This window comes from Paraburkholderia panacisoli (genome assembly GCF_008369935.1).
Taxonomy (GTDB): domain Bacteria; phylum Pseudomonadota; class Gammaproteobacteria; order Burkholderiales; family Burkholderiaceae; genus Paraburkholderia; species Paraburkholderia panacisoli.
Genome location: NZ_VTUZ01000002.1, coordinates 38,014 through 52,139, shown reverse-complemented (window position 1 = coordinate 52,139; position 14,126 = coordinate 38,014). Strand labels below are relative to the sequence as shown.

The window sequence follows — 14,126 nt, the reverse complement described above, 5'->3', positions numbered from 1 at the left end:
GCGAGCGGGCGCGAGCAGGCGAGCAGCAGTGCGAAGCATGCGCGGCCTGCGAGTGGTTCGCACGTGCATTGCGCGTATTCCTTTTCTTAAGCAGTTCTCTTTCTTAGCGTTTCTTCGATGTCCACCAGCAGACAGCAACAGGGCCGGCACCAAGGTCATCTCGCGCGCAAGCGTTTCGGTCAGAACTTTCTGGTCGACCTGGGCGTGATCGATTCGATCGTCGACGTGATCCGGCCGCAGCGCGGCGAGCGCATGGTCGAAATCGGGCCGGGGCTCGGCGCGCTCACCGAACCGCTGATCGAGCGCCTGGCTACGCCGGAAGCGCCGCTGCACGCGGTCGAACTGGATCGCGATCTGATCGGCCGCCTGAAGACGAAGTTCGGCGATCTGCTCGAACTGCACGTGGGCGATGCGCTCGCGTTCGACTTCGGCTCGCTGGCCGCGCCTGGCGACAAGGCGTCGCTGCGTATCGTCGGCAATCTGCCGTACAACATTTCGAGCCCGCTGCTGTTTCATCTGACCTCGTTCGCGCATCTCGTGATCGATCAGCATTTCATGCTGCAGAATGAAGTGGTCGAGCGGATGGTGGCGGAGCCGGGCACCAAGGCGTTCAGCCGCCTGTCAGTGATGCTGCAATACCGCTATGTGATCGACAAGCAGCTCGACGTGCCGCCCGAAGCGTTCCAGCCGCCGCCGAAGGTCGATTCGGCGATCGTGCGGATGATCCCGTACGAGCTGCATGAGCTGCCGCCCGTCGACGAGCGGGTGCTGGGCGAAGTGGTGACGGCGGCGTTCTCGCAGCGCCGCAAGATGTTGCGCAATACGCTGGCTGCGTTTCGCGATTCGGTGGATTTCGACGCGCTCGGTTTCGATCTGCAACGCCGTGCCGAAGACGTGCCGGTTGCCGAATACGTGCGCGTGGCGCAGATCGTGGCGGGCAAACGGTAAGACACGCGCGCCGGGCCACACCACACGGATCGCGCTCGTATGCCGAGCGCCATTCGCCCCGCGCGTCGAGTCGTGCGCGCGCGGCGCCAATCCCTAAGCCGCAAGCCGCTTCGCCGGTGCATTGACCAGCGCGATGCCGGTCAACACCAGCAGCGCGGCCAACAAGAAGCGCAGGCTGAACGAGTCGCCGAGTAGCAGCACACCGAAGGTCACGCCGAACATCGGCGTGAGAAACGAGAACACCGACAGGCGCGACGCGATATAGCGCGTCAGCAACCAGAACCACACCAGATAGCTGACGAACGCGACGATCACCGCCTGATACGCGAGACTTACCAGGGCGAGCGGCGTGACGGTCTCCACGCGCGCCTGGCCGAGCCCGAGCGCCAGTGCGAGCAACACCACCGCCGACACCGCCAACTGATAGAACAGCGTCTTGCTCGCGCTCGATTGCGCGAGGCGCGTCGCGCGCACCACCACGGTCGTCGCGGCCCATGTGATGCCGGCCAGCACGCCGAGCGCGTCGCCGGCCACACCCGCGAGCGCCGAGCCGCGCGCAGCGGGCCCGTGCAGGAAGCCGTCCGCGAATGCCAGCGCCATCCCCGCAAACGCGACGAAGATGCCGAGCCACTGAATCCGCCGCATCCGTTCACCGTGGACAAACCAGTGCAGCCCGAGCGCGGTGAAGCACGGCGCCGTGTACAGAAACACCGCCATGCGCGACGCGCTGGTCAGCGTCAGGCCGAGAAAGATGCAGACGAACTCCGCGGCGAACAGCACGCCCGCGAGCAGGCCTGCGCCTAGCGTGCCGTCGTCGCGAAAGAGCGGCGTGCCGCGGGTACGCGCCCAACCCCACACGAGCACCGCCGCGATCGCCGAACGCAAGCCGGCCTGGAAGACCGGCGGCAGCGCCGAGTTGGTGCTTTTGATCGCGACTTGCTGTAGTCCCCAGATCGCGCACAGGCCGATCATCAAGAGGATTGCGAAGCTATCCGGGGCGCGGCGTGCGGGCAGGGCGGTGGTGCTCATGGGTGTCGATGGCGGCGAGATGTGGAGGTAGCGGTGACGGGGGCGGCGCTCAGCAGCGGATGCCAGCCTAAGGGCGAGCGGCCGCGACGATAGATCATACGATAGCAAACCTAGCCCGCCCGCAAACCGAAGCCCCTACCTTCTACGCGTGCTTCTTACAGGCTGCAAGTCCTTTGCTCCGTTAGCAACACCTTCGTCAGACTAATGTATGAGCGCCGCCATTTCGCGCTAAGGTTCGAACACCAGCGTTTCATCAGGACTTTCGTACGGACTGCGTCACCTGCAGTGCAGCGCGCCGACGCCCACGCCGACGACCCGATCCGCGCAATGCGGAGCCGGTACGAGGAGACGACATGAAGCACGTAAGCAGGTGGGCGGCGGCATTGATGCCCGCGGCGATCGCGTCGCTGGGATGCCCGATGGCGCACGCGCAGTCGAGCGTGACGCTGTACGGCGTGGTCGACGAAAGCGTCCGCTATCTGACCAACGTGAACAAGGCTGGCGACTCGTCGATCGGGCTTGGACCAGGCGGCTTGACGCAAAGCCGCTGGGGCGTGAAAGGGGTCGAGGACCTCGGCGGCGGCTGGTCCACCTTCTTCAAGCTCGAAAATCGTTTCTATGTCAACAGCGGGCAGAGCGATCCCACGTTGCCGTTCTTCAACGAGGCGCAGGTCGGTGTGCGTTCGAACGCGTTTGGCCAGGTGATCCTGGGGCGGCAGTACAACGTGATGATCGAAGGCATCACGGCCGGCGGCTATGGCAGCAACTACTGGATTCCCTACGATTTCAGCTTCCAGCCGGAAGTGACGATGACGGGCGGCATCTGGACCAGCAACCAGGTGCAATATCAGGCGAGATACAACGGCTTCCTCTTCTCGGCTGGATACGCGTTCGGCGGCAACGCGGGCAATTCGTACGGCAGCCAGATCGGCGCGGCTGCGGCCTACAAACCGGCGAGCGGTCCGTTCAGTATCGGCGGCGCGTACGAAGAGTCGAAAGATTCGGTCAACGGCGCGGCAGCGAAGGCGTGGACCTTCGGCGGTTCGTACACGTGGAACCTGACACGCTTCTCGGCGGGCTACATCGTCAATCAGAACGACGCCGGCTTTTCGAACTTCGCCAACGGACCCTTCACCGCGCCCGTACTGGCCGCGCTCAAGTACACGGACTTCGCGCGGCGTCGCATGATCATGGGCGGCATCACGCAGCAGGTGGGCAACGCGTGGCACTTCGCGGTGAACGTGTGGCGTACGTTGCAGGACGGCAAGACCGCCAAACAGGATGGCTCGGCATGGCAGTATCAACTGGTCGCTGACTATAACCTGTCGAGGCGCACCGACGTCTATCTTGAAGGCGATTACGCGCAGTACCGGGGCGGTCTGATCGGCGCGCAACTGCAAGGCGTCAACGGCATCGGACTCGCGCAGAAAGGCACGCAACTCGGGCTCATGGCGGGGCTGCGGCATCAGTTCTGAGCGCCGGCGCGTGTGACCCGTCCCCTGCAGCGACGCTTGATTCCGGGTACATTGACGGTCTCGTTATCACGCACCAAGGAGTGCACAATGCGCCTGCTTCACACCATGCTCCGGGTTGGGGATCTGGATCGTTCGATTGCCTTCTACACCGAGCTGCTCGGCATGAAAGTGCTGCGCCGCGACGATTATCCGGACGGTAAATTCACGCTCGCCTTCGTCGGCTATACGGACGAACGCGACGGCACTGTCATCGAATTGACGCACAACTGGGACACGCCTTCGTACGATCTCGGCACCGGCTTCGGACACCTCGCGGTCGAAGTCGAAGACGCGTATGCCGCTTGCGACAAGATCAAGGCACAGGGCGGCACGGTCGTGCGCGAAGCCGGCCCGATGAAACACGGCACCACCGTGATCGCTTTCGTCACTGACCCGGACGGCTACAAGATCGAATTCATCCAGAAGAAAAAATGAGGTAGACGGCGGGGCACGCTCAAGCAATGAACAACAATAATCCCTACTTCAAAGAACTCGGTGAGATCCACGCTGAAATCCAGGCATTGTTCGACGGCTCCGCGGACGACGGCGCGCTGCAACGGATCGTGGCGCGCTTCGCGCCGCAATTCACGATGGTGATGCCGTCCGGTGCTGCTCTGGATCATGCGGGCGCGTGCGACATTTTCGCGCAGCTGCGCGGCGCGCGTCCCGGCTCGCAAATCACGATCCGCGACATGGAGATCGTCGCGGAGTATCCGTCGGGCGCGGTGGTGAAGTATCGCGAGTTTCAGCGCGACGCTGCGGGCAACGCGAACGTGCGGCGCTCGACAGCGGTGCTGGATCTCGACGCGCACGGCAAGGTGACGTGGCGTCATCTGCACGAAACCTTCTGCACGGAGTAAGCCGCGAGTCGTCGCGAGGCGTGACCGGTGTTGGCCGGTCGCCATGCGGACCGGCGCTTCATCAAGATGAAGCGCCGGTTTCAGAAAAGACGCGAGGACCTCAAAGCGTCGGCAGCAATTCCGGCGGATGCGACTTCAGCGTCTGCCGCGCTTCGCGGAATTCCGGAAAAATCGATTCGACCGTTTGCCAGAAGCGTGGGCTGTGATTCATTTCACGCAGATGCGCGAGTTCGTGTGCAACGACGTAGTCGATGATGGACAGCGGAAAATGAATCAGCCGCCAGTTCAGGCGAATCTTGCCGTCACTCGAACAACTTCCCCAGCGCGTGGCCGCTGACGAGAGCGCATACGCGCGATAGTCGACGCCGAGCTTGTCAGCGTAAATCGCGAGGCGCTCGCCGAACAGACGCTTCGCTTCGCCTTGCAGCCAGCCTTGCACGCGGTCCTTGATCTGCTGCGGATCGGCCTGCAACGGCAACGGCACCTGTAGCGCCGCGTCGGCTGCGCTGAACGCCAACGTGCCTTGCGGCGAACCGAGCGTCACACGCACCGGCTGGCCGAGATACGGCACCTCGGCGCCGTCTTTCCAGTCGACCTTCGGCAACGCGCGCTGTTCGACTCGCGTTTGCCATTCGATCAGCTTCGTGAAGATCCAGCGCTGCTTTTCGGTGATCGCGGTTTCGATATCGGCGAGCGTGACCCAGCGCGGCGCGGTGATCGTCAGACCGGTGCTGTCGATCGCAAAGCCGATCGAGCGGCGCGCCGAACGCTTGAGCGCGTAATGCAGCGTGCGCGAGCCGATGGCCAGGCTGCGCAGCTTGCTGCCATCCGGCGCAAGCGGCACGGCCGGCTGTTGCGCGACAGGCGAGCCGGCCGATGGCGCGGAAGGGGACGGGGACGACGACGTCGACCCCGGCTCGGCGAAGAGCGGGAGATCGAGCTGCCGGTTATCGAGCGCCGCAGCGGGCTGCGACGTAGGAGACTTCTGCATCGGATTCGCTTCGCGCAATACGCCCGCGAGGGCGTGGGCGCGTCAGATTGGTGCGGCGGCGGAGTTGTCATCCGCCGCGCGGTACGCGGTGGGATCGATGCGACGCATTTCAGCTTCGATCCACTGTTCGACGCGCGTGTTGACTTCGTCGGGCGTGAGCCCCGTCGTCTCGATCGGCTTGCCGATCGACACTGTGACTATACCCGCATATTTCAGAAACGAGTTGCGAGGCCACACGCGCCCTGCATTGTGCGCGATCGGCACGACCGGTGCGCCGCAGGCGATCGCGAAGCGCGCGCCGCCGGTCTTGTACTTGCCTTGCTTGCCGGTGGGCGTACGGGTGCCTTCCGGAAACATGATGACCCATGCGCCTTCCGCCATGCGCGCCTTGCCTTGTCTGATGACGGATTCGAACGCGTACTTGCCTTCCTTGCGATTGATGTGAACCATCTTCAGCATGCCGAGCGCCCAGCCGAAGAACGGTACATAAAGCAGCTCGCGCTTGAAGACGTAGCACAGCGGCCGCGGCATCAGCGCCGGAAACGCCAGCGTTTCCCACGCGGATTGATGCTTGGAGAGCAGCACCGCCGGACCGTCGGGCAGGTTCTCGTAGCCTTCGATGCGGTAGCGGATGCCGTTGAGCCAGCGCACCGTCTCGAGCGTTGCGCGGCACCAGCCGGCCGCCATCCAGTAGCGGTTGTCGGCGCGCAAGAACGGGAACGCAATGAAGCACGCGATCGCATACGGCACCGTGAACAGGACGAAGTAGATCAGCAGCAGCAAAGAACGGATGAAGCGCATCGGCGTGGTCTGTGAGGGTTGGGGACGCGCAGGGCGCGTCACTCTTGAGCGTCGGCGAGAAAGTCGAGTGCGAACGCGCGCAGGTCGTCGTGCACGATCGTGCCTTCGGGCAAGCCGCCGGCCGCGAGCGTCTTGCGGCCCTTGCCGGTCAGCACCAGATGAAGCGGGTGGCCGAGCGCAGCGCCGGCCTGCAGATCGCGCATTGCATCGCCCACGACCGGCGTATGCGCCGGATCGACCTCGAAACGCTCGGTGATCATCTTCAGCATGCCGGGCTTCGGCTTGCGGCATTCGCAGTGATCTTCCGCCGTGTGCGGGCAGAAGAACACGGCTTCGATACGTCCGCCGACCGCCGCCGCCATTCGATGCATCTTCAGATGCATCGCATTGAGCGCGTTCATGTCGAACAGACCGCGGCCGATACCCGACTGGTTGGTCGCGATCGCCACACGATAACCGGCCTGGTTCAGACGCGCGATCGCTTCGAGCGAGCCAGGCAGTGCGACCCATTCGCTCGGCGACTTGATGAACGCGTCGGAGTCGACGTTGATCACGCCGTCGCGGTCGAGGATCACCACTTTTCTGTTCGGCATGGCGCGGGGCTCAGGCGGCGAGTCGGGAAATGTCGGCGACGCAGTTCATCTGCTGATGCAGCGCGCCGAGCAAGGCCAGACGGTTGGCGCGCAGCGCCGGATCTTCGGCGTTGACCATCACGTCGTTGAAGAACGTGTCGACCGGCTCGCGCAGTGCGGCGAGCGCGGTCAGCGCGCCCGTGTAGTCGCGCGCGGCCAGTTGCGTCTGCACGCGCGGCGCGACCTGTTCGAGCTGCGCATGCAGGGCTTTTTCCGCCGTCTCGACGAGCAGAGCGGGCTGCACGCCGCCGGTCGCCGCGCCTTCCGACTTCTTCAGGATGTTCGAGATGCGCTTGTTGGCCGCGGCGAGCGATTCCGCCTCGGCCAGCGTCGCGAACTCGCGCACCGCATCGAGGCGCGCGACGATGTCGTCGAGACGCGTGGGGTTCAGCGCCAGCACCGCGTCGATTTCGCCAGCTGCGTAGCCGCGTTCGCGCAGCAGGCCGCGCAGGCGATCCACGAAGAATTCGTAGATGGCTTGCGTCGAATCGGCAACGTTCGGCACGGCGCCGAATTGCGCGTGAGCGGTGTGCAGCAGTTCAATGAGGTCGACCGGCAACTGCTTCTCGACCAGAATCCGCAGCACGCCGAGCGCATGGCGGCGCAGCGCGAACGGGTCTTTTTCGCCGGTGGGTTGCAAGCCGATGCCCCAGATGCCGACCAGCGTTTCGAGCTTGTCGGCCAGCGCGACGACGGTGCCGGTCGCGGTGGTGGGCAACGCGTCGCCCGAAAAGCGCGGCTGATAGTGTTCCGTGCACGCGAGCGCGACTTCTTCCGGCTCGCCGTCGTGGCGCGCGTAGTACGTGCCCATCGTGCCTTGCAGCTCGGGGAATTCGCCGACCATGTCGGTGATCAGGTCGGCTTTGGCCAGGCGCGCGCCGCGCTTTGCGAGCGCAGCATCGGCGCCGATCAGCCCGGCGATCGCGCCGGCCAGCGCTTCAACACGCTCGACGCGTTGCAGCGCCGAACCAAGCTTGTTGTGATAGACGACGTTGGCGAGCAGCGGCACGCGATCCGCGAGCGGCTTCTTCTTGTCCTGTTCGAAGAAGAACTTCGCATCGGCCAGGCGCGGGCGCACCACGCGCTCGTTGCCTTCGACGATATCGCCCGGCGTGGTCGTTTCGATGTTCGACACGATCAGGAAGCGCGAGCGCAGCTTGCCGTTCGCATCGGTCAGCGCGAAGTACTTCTGGTTGGTCTGCATCGTGAGGATCAGGCATTCCTGCGGCACTTGCAGGAACTCGTCCTCGAAACTGCACGCGTAGACCACTGGCCATTCGACCAGCGACGTCACTTCGTCCAGCAGCGCTTCCGGCATCACCACCTGGTCGCCGTTGGCGTGCGCAAGCAGATGCGTGCGGATGGTTTCCTTGCGGTCGGCGAAGTTCGCCACCACGTGGCCCTTGTGCAGCAGCGTCTCCGAGTACGCATCCGCATGCTGGATCTGCACGAAGCCTTCGGAGAGGAAGCGGTGGCCGAGCGTGGTGTCGTCGGCGTCGATGCCGAACGCGGTGACCGGCACGATTTCGTCGTTGTGCAGCGCGGTCAGTCGATGTACCGGACGCACGAACTGCACATTGGTACCGTCCGGGCGCTGATAGGTCATGACCTTCGGGATCGGCAGTTTGGCGAGCGTTTCGTCGAGCGCGCTTTGCAGGCCTTCGGCCAGCGTGGCGCCGGGTGCTGCATAGCGCAGGAAGAACGATTCGGCCTTGCCGTCCTGTGCGCGCTCCAGGTCGTTCACCGAAAAATCGGGGAAGCCAAGCGCGGCGAGTTTCTTCGCGAGCGGTGCGGTGGGCTGGCCGTCTTTGTCCAGCGCGACAGAAACCGGCAGCACTTTTTCGCGCACGTGTTTTTCCGGCGCGACCGCACGCACGTTCTTGATGGTGACCGCGAGGCGGCGGGGCGTGGCATAACGTTCGAACGACAGTTCGCCGTCGATCAGGTCGCGCGCTGCGAGGCGCTGCGCAATGCCTTCGGCGAACGCGTCACCGAGACGTGCGAGCGCCTTCGGCGGCAGTTCTTCGGTGAGCAGCTCGACGAGCAGGGTAGCTTGATGGGGATGAGTCATTGATTGATGTTCTCGTCAGTCCTGGTCGATCTTGCGCTCGACTTTCAGCGGCGGCGCCCACGCGGGCATTGCGGCATCTTGCTCGTCGGTGGTGAGGCCGGGCACACCGTGCACCGGATTGCCGAGCATCGGGAAGCCGAGCTTTTCACGCGAATCGTAGTAAGCCTGCGCGACCAGACGCGACAGCGCGCGAATCCGGCCGATGTACGCCGCACGCTCCGTGACCGAAATCGCGCCGCGCGCGTCGAGCAGGTTGAAGGTGTGGCCGGCCTTGAGCACCAGCTCATAGGCGGGCAGCGCGATCTGCGCTTCGATCATGCGCTTCGCTTCCGCTTCGTAGCTGTTGAAGAACGTGAACAGCAGATCGACATTGGCCTGTTCGAAGTTATACGTGGACTGTTCGACTTCATTCTGGTGATACACGTCGCCATACGTGAGGCGGCGCAGTTCCGGGCCGTTCGGGCCTTGCTCTTCCCACTCTGTCCACACCAGATCGTAGACGTTTTCGACCTTCTGCAAATACATCGCGAGACGCTCGAGCCCGTACGTGATTTCGCCGAGCACCGGCTTGCAGTCCAGCCCGCCGACTTGCTGGAAGTAGGTGAACTGGGTCACTTCCATGCCGTTCAGCCACACTTCCCAGCCCAGACCCCAGGCGCCGAGCGTGGGGTTTTCCCAGTCGTCTTCGACGAAGCGCACGTCGTTCTGCTTCAGATCGAAGCCGAGGGCTTCGAGCGAACCGAGGTAGAGGTCGAGAATGTTTTCCGGCGCGGGCTTCAGCACCACCTGATACTGGTAGTAGTGCTGCAGACGATTCGGGTTCTCGCCGTAGCGGCCGTCTTTCGGACGGCGCGACGGTTGTACGTAGGCGGCGCGCCACGGCTCGGGGCCGATCGCGCGCAGGAACGTGTGGACGTGGGACGTGCCCGCGCCGACTTCCATGTCGATCGGCTGGAGCAACGCGCAACCCTGCTTGTCCCAATAGGACTGCAGTGTCAGGATGATTTGCTGAAACGTGAGCATGAAGTGCCTTTCGGGCATGAGGCCGTGCCGCGCAGCGCCGAAGCGCGCGAGGTGGCCGTGGAGCGAAGTGCTAAACCTGAGATTTTAACGGAAAGGCAGGGGGGTGTCCGTTTTGCGGGGTCGGACGCGAGTGAGCGCGGTTTTTGAACGACACAGGGCCGCGATAGGCGGCCCTGTGTCGTTGCGGGGGCAGTTGGCGATTACGTCGCCGCCAGCTCCGCCTTCGCCGAAAACGAATCGCTTTGCGCAAGCGGCCAATACTTCTCGAACAGCGAGTAGCGATAGTTGCCGTTGAGCAGATCGTTCGGTTCGAGATACTTCAGCAGCTCGGACATCAGGCGCACCTCATGCGACGACACGCGCCGCACGATGTGATGCGCGCGCAGTTCCGCCGGATGTCTGAGTCCGGCGGCCTGAATGATTTCCTTCAGCGCGTGCAGCGTGTTGTGGTGGAAATTGAACACGCGGTCGGCCTTGTCCGGCACGACCAGCGCGCGCTGACGCACCGGGTCCTGGGTCGCGACGCCGGTCGGGCAGCGTCCGGTGTGGCAGGTCTGCGCCTGGATGCAGCCCATGATTATGCCCCCCAAAAAGCAACTATTTGGCTGGATGTGAGTGAGCGCGAGGCTCTGTAATAGTTGAGCAACCTTTTGAGGTCACAGTCTTGCCATCAAAACCCCTCCACCTCAACGCCGCGCGATGACCCGTTCGCCGTACCAGACGGATTGGTTTTCGCCGCCGACCGGCAACATCGAACGGCTGCCGCCGCGGTCATTAGGGGCCAGTGTCTAAATTCCTCGCGCTATAAAGCGCATGACGAATGCCGACAGCCAAACAGCAACCTATCTCGACCCCTACGAACTCGCGGAGCTTTTGAAGCTTTCGCCGCGCGCCATTATCTTGCGAGCAAAAAACCGCCCCTGGCTGCTTCCACCGCGCGCCGAACTACGCGACAGGGAGCTTCTTCGCTGGCGCGTCGACGTCGTCAACACTTGGGTCCAAACCACAGGCGTAGCACTGCCCTGATGCCAATCCCATCATTGAGTCTTTCTGGTCCCAGCGACTAGAGAAGCTGCCCGGGCGTGACTTTAAGAGCCGCTGCAAGCTTCTCTAGTGTCTTCAAATACAGTTTCGTCTCGCCTTTCTCGAGGACTGAGATGTGGCCCCGTTGAAGAGTCGCCCGTTTGGCTACGACGCTCTGGCTGAGGCCGGTGGCCTCCCGCATTGCCTTTACATTTGCCATAACTTGCGCGCTCGAAATGGTGCCCAGGCTGTGAATGCCAAACGGGACCTTCGTACCCTTTGGGGTATCAAGCAGCGCCGACAATTCCACCCCTAAAACTTGAGCAAATCGGGCAGCGCGGTCGAGAGAAACGCTAACCAGATTCCGTTCAATACGGCTTATCAGCGTCGAGTCCACCTCTGCCCGGCTCGCCAGCTCGCTCTGCGACCATCCGAGCTCCTCGCGACACCACTTGAGATTTTGGGCGAAACGTTCGGCCAGAGACGTCATCGATAGCCAGAGAGATTTTAAGGCGCCGATGGTCCCATGCTGTATGAAGTTAGTCTACGGTCAACTCCGTATAGCATAACTTTATATAGACTAACTTTATATAGACAAACTCCATACACCTGGGTAGATTTCGCCTATGCATTTGAGCTCGGGCGGTGAGCGCCCTAAGCCAGTTTTAGTGGGTTCAACACCCCTCAAATTTAAGGAAGAGAAGGATGGCCACCTCGTCAGGGCTTTGGCGCCTGTACCGCGACGACCCGTTCCCACGCATCCAGTTGCTGGCGGGCGCAACCGTAGAGGAACGCCGTGAATCGCTTGCTGCCGTAAAAAACTGCGACGTCCTAGTTGTTGCGGGAGGTCTTGGGAGTCTTGAAGCAGCAATCCCGGCCCTAGCGGCAACAGGCCTGCCCACAATCTATGTCTTGGGCTCAAGTGAGCTGGCGGGACGGGATGCAACACAAGCTGCCATACTGGCCCAATCTCTCGCGTCACGGACCTCTGTGCACGTGTTGGAAAAGGACGCGGTTGTCTTGCAAGGCGTGAGATTTCTAGGCACGACTCTGTGGTGTTCCTTTGACGATTGGAGACCTTCGCTAGTTGCTGAATGTCTTGCCGGCTGTCCTGATTTCAATATCGACGCATCGTCGTGGTGGGATGACCCGTTCAATTGCCAGCATGCCGAAGAGCTTTGCCGACAAGCGGGCCTTCCGTCCCCTACGTCTCGTGCCCGGCATGAGGCGACAGCTTTCCATCCTGCAATCTCGTTCGTTGAGAACAGGAAAGCTGTGAGCTGGCTGAACGCACAACTGGATGTCCCCTTCGATGGACCAACGGTAGTTATCTCGGACAACTCGCCAGTGCGTGCACCATTGCAGGCAGTAGCGCATTACCGGTCTGAAGATGTCGACCCACTCGGATGGCCGGGGCGTAAAGACCGGAGAGCGAACGCGCGACTATTCGCACAGACGAACGACCTGCGATGGCTGCTTCGTCGTCACCGCGCGAGCATCGATGTCTGGATGCATGGCCGGGTTCCTGCTCACAGCGACATCGTCGTGGACGGGGTCCGGATGGTTTCACGTTCAGACCGGTGCATTCGCGTCGACGATGACCTGTCCTTTGATGACATCCTGTCTCGTAGTTTGGCGAGGCGAAGAAGACGAAAGGACACCCGAGACGATGCTACAGAGCCGCTGGAGCAGCCAAACGCAATCCTTCATCCGTTGCCTTTGGACATCGAGGCCGGGTTGACGGCACCGTTGTCAAAAGTATTGCTGCCAGTAGTCGAGCAGATGAAGGGACACGAAGCTGCTATTCGCAACGCCGTGCCACTCACCATGAGCAAAAGTTCCATTCACCGCGCATGCATTCGGCGTGTCATTTACGAGGAAATGGAAGGTTTTGCGCGATTGGCACAGATATCCGGAGCCATCGAAAAAGAGCTGGTTGCAAGCGACGACCGTTGGGCCGGTGTCAACTTCCTCTTCAATTCAGTGGATGCGCCGCGTGGGTATCCGACCGAGATGAGCGAGCCCAAGCAGTACGACTACTACGCGAAGGCAGATAGGTTGTCAGCACAAGTTGACGACATTGAGTCGCTGCCTTCTCGGGCTGCCATTCAGCTGGCGTTATGGTGCGATATGGCACACGACGTACTAACAACCCTCGCTTCCTACGGAATAGATGCAAAGGTCGTTCGTCCGCCCATTGCCGCGTTACGCATCTCTGCCTACGCGGCTTTCGTGGAAGTGGTGACAGCAGGCGATAAAGATGAGCGGCTCGCGATTCTTCATCGCCTCGTCGTCGCGCACCCAACCCGCGGCAAGCTACAGCCCGCTATCCGTGTGGCGGACGCTGCTGCTATCAACGAGCCCCGCACAGTTCTGCTCGACCTGAAAATGCTCAAGGAAATCACGGACAACATTTCGGCGGTTGCGTTGCCCTCATAGGAGAACCGGATGATGGACCATGAATTACCTAATGGCATTACTGGTGCTCCGCGAAAACTGGATAGCGATACGGACGTGTTGTATGTCGATTTCGATAACTGCCTTCACTCTTGCGATGCATACGTGACTGCAGCTGGCATTGTTCCCAGTGACCCTACCGTCGGCTTTTTTGAGTTCGCTGGTGTGCTCGAAACGATGCTGGCGCCATATCCTGCATTGCAAATCGTTTTGTCCACAAGTTGGGTGGAAGCAATCGGCTTCGAAGCGGCGCTCAACAGCTTGCCATTTGCTTCACTTCGAGCACGAGTGGTTGGCTCGACCTTCAGTCGCGGAGAGGATTTCTTAGGAGCGTGGCGGGAGATACCTCGTGGTCAACAGGTTCGCCGACATGTGCGGAGACATGGAATCAAAAAGTGGATGGCACTTGATGATATGCGTGAGGGCTTCGAAGGCGTCGAGGGACATTTGGTGCATTGCCAGCCGGGCGTGGGCCTTGGCGACAAAGACGTCCAAAAATTGTTCGCCGAACGCCTGGCCGCTTTGTTCGGTACTGCTGGATTGCTGTCCGAGTCTCGAACGTCCGCAGCATCCGCCGATGGTGGTCGGACATGAGGCGGACCCGCAAGGAGTCTCTTAGGGTGGGCACAGAGACCGACCGAACGCTTGAATTTGCGCTCGCGGATGTCTCAAGGGATTTTCGGCGCCGTTTCCTAAGACACTGCAAGCAGTATCGACGTGAGTTCTGCCAGCAAGCTACCAACAACTTCAAGCGACGCATCAAAAAGCTGTTCTGCA

14 protein-coding genes and 1 pseudogene are annotated in these 14,126 nt (G+C 61.9%); 7 read left to right on the top strand and 8 right to left on the bottom strand.

Features of this window, described 5'->3' with window-relative positions; all coding sequences use genetic code 11:
* Positions 1 to 117: 117 nt before the first annotated feature.
* Positions 118 to 948, top strand: coding sequence for a 16S rRNA (adenine(1518)-N(6)/adenine(1519)-N(6))-dimethyltransferase RsmA (gene rsmA / locus FVF58_RS02830; protein WP_149668411.1), 831 nt, complete (start codon positions 118 to 120; stop codon positions 946 to 948).
* A 93-nt stretch (positions 949 to 1,041) separates the two neighbouring features.
* Here the strand turns inward: rsmA and FVF58_RS02825 are convergent, their stop codons facing one another.
* Positions 1,042 to 1,977, bottom strand: a complete 936-nt coding sequence (locus FVF58_RS02825; protein ID WP_149668410.1) for a DMT family transporter — start codon at positions 1,975 to 1,977, stop codon at positions 1,042 to 1,044.
* 353 nt (positions 1,978 to 2,330) lie between these two features.
* Here FVF58_RS02825 and FVF58_RS02820 point away from each other — a divergent pair, with 353 nt between their 5' ends.
* From FVF58_RS02820 to FVF58_RS02810, 3 genes are all read left to right on the top strand, one after another.
* Complete coding sequence (locus FVF58_RS02820) at positions 2,331 to 3,452, top strand: porin (RefSeq protein WP_149668409.1); 1,122 nt, start codon at positions 2,331 to 2,333, stop codon at positions 3,450 to 3,452.
* Positions 3,453 to 3,539: 87 nt separating this feature from the next.
* A complete protein-coding gene (gloA, locus tag FVF58_RS02815) occupies positions 3,540 to 3,926 on the top strand; it encodes a lactoylglutathione lyase (RefSeq protein ID WP_149668408.1) in 387 nt (128 codons plus the stop codon).
* 26 nt (positions 3,927 to 3,952) lie between these two features.
* A complete protein-coding gene (locus FVF58_RS02810; RefSeq protein WP_149668407.1) occupies positions 3,953 to 4,351 on the top strand; it encodes a hypothetical protein in 399 nt (132 codons plus the stop codon).
* Positions 4,352 to 4,451: 100 nt separating this feature from the next.
* Here the strand turns inward: FVF58_RS02810 and FVF58_RS02805 are convergent, their stop codons facing one another.
* The 6 genes and pseudogenes from FVF58_RS02805 to FVF58_RS02780 all read right to left on the bottom strand — a co-directional run.
* Positions 4,452 to 5,342, bottom strand: coding sequence for a M48 family metallopeptidase (locus FVF58_RS02805; RefSeq protein ID WP_149668406.1), 891 nt, complete (start codon positions 5,340 to 5,342; stop codon positions 4,452 to 4,454).
* Between the two features lie 42 nt (positions 5,343 to 5,384).
* Complete coding sequence (locus FVF58_RS02800; protein WP_149668405.1) at positions 5,385 to 6,143, bottom strand: lysophospholipid acyltransferase family protein; 759 nt, start codon at positions 6,141 to 6,143, stop codon at positions 5,385 to 5,387.
* A gap of 38 nt (positions 6,144 to 6,181) precedes the next feature.
* Complete coding sequence (gene gmhB, locus FVF58_RS02795; RefSeq protein ID WP_149668404.1) at positions 6,182 to 6,736, bottom strand: D-glycero-beta-D-manno-heptose 1,7-bisphosphate 7-phosphatase; 555 nt, start codon at positions 6,734 to 6,736, stop codon at positions 6,182 to 6,184.
* 10 nt (positions 6,737 to 6,746) lie between these two features.
* Positions 6,747 to 8,846 (bottom strand): glycine--tRNA ligase subunit beta, encoded by a 2,100-nt coding sequence (gene glyS / locus FVF58_RS02790; protein WP_149668403.1) that lies wholly within the window; start codon positions 8,844 to 8,846, stop codon positions 6,747 to 6,749.
* A gap of 15 nt (positions 8,847 to 8,861) precedes the next feature.
* On the bottom strand, positions 8,862 to 9,869 hold the full coding sequence (gene glyQ / locus FVF58_RS02785) for a glycine--tRNA ligase subunit alpha (RefSeq protein ID WP_115781864.1): 1,008 nt from the start codon (positions 9,867 to 9,869) through the stop codon (positions 8,862 to 8,864).
* 200 nt (positions 9,870 to 10,069) lie between these two features.
* A pseudogene (locus FVF58_RS02780) lies at positions 10,070 to 10,444 on the bottom strand (glutamate synthase-related protein); the annotation flags it as partial.
* 238 nt (positions 10,445 to 10,682) lie between these two features.
* Between FVF58_RS02780 and FVF58_RS02775 the strand changes: the two are divergent.
* Positions 10,683 to 10,895, top strand: a complete 213-nt coding sequence (locus tag FVF58_RS02775; RefSeq protein ID WP_149668402.1) for a hypothetical protein — start codon at positions 10,683 to 10,685, stop codon at positions 10,893 to 10,895.
* 37 nt (positions 10,896 to 10,932) lie between these two features.
* Here the strand turns inward: FVF58_RS02775 and FVF58_RS52250 are convergent, their stop codons facing one another.
* On the bottom strand, positions 10,933 to 11,382 hold the full coding sequence (locus tag FVF58_RS52250; RefSeq protein WP_223191116.1) for a helix-turn-helix domain-containing protein: 450 nt from the start codon (positions 11,380 to 11,382) through the stop codon (positions 10,933 to 10,935).
* Positions 11,383 to 11,597: 215 nt separating this feature from the next.
* Between FVF58_RS52250 and FVF58_RS02760 the strand changes: the two genes are divergently transcribed.
* Both FVF58_RS02760 and FVF58_RS02755 read left to right on the top strand, forming a co-directional pair.
* The gene (locus FVF58_RS02760) at positions 11,598 to 13,331 is read left to right on the top strand and encodes a metallophosphoesterase family protein (RefSeq protein ID WP_149668401.1); all 1,734 of its coding nucleotides are present in this window, start codon (positions 11,598 to 11,600) and stop codon (positions 13,329 to 13,331) included.
* A gap of 9 nt (positions 13,332 to 13,340) precedes the next feature.
* Positions 13,341 to 13,943 (top strand): HAD domain-containing protein, encoded by a 603-nt coding sequence (locus tag FVF58_RS02755; protein WP_246216910.1) that lies wholly within the window; start codon positions 13,341 to 13,343, stop codon positions 13,941 to 13,943.
* Positions 13,944 to 14,126 lie beyond the last annotated feature (183 nt).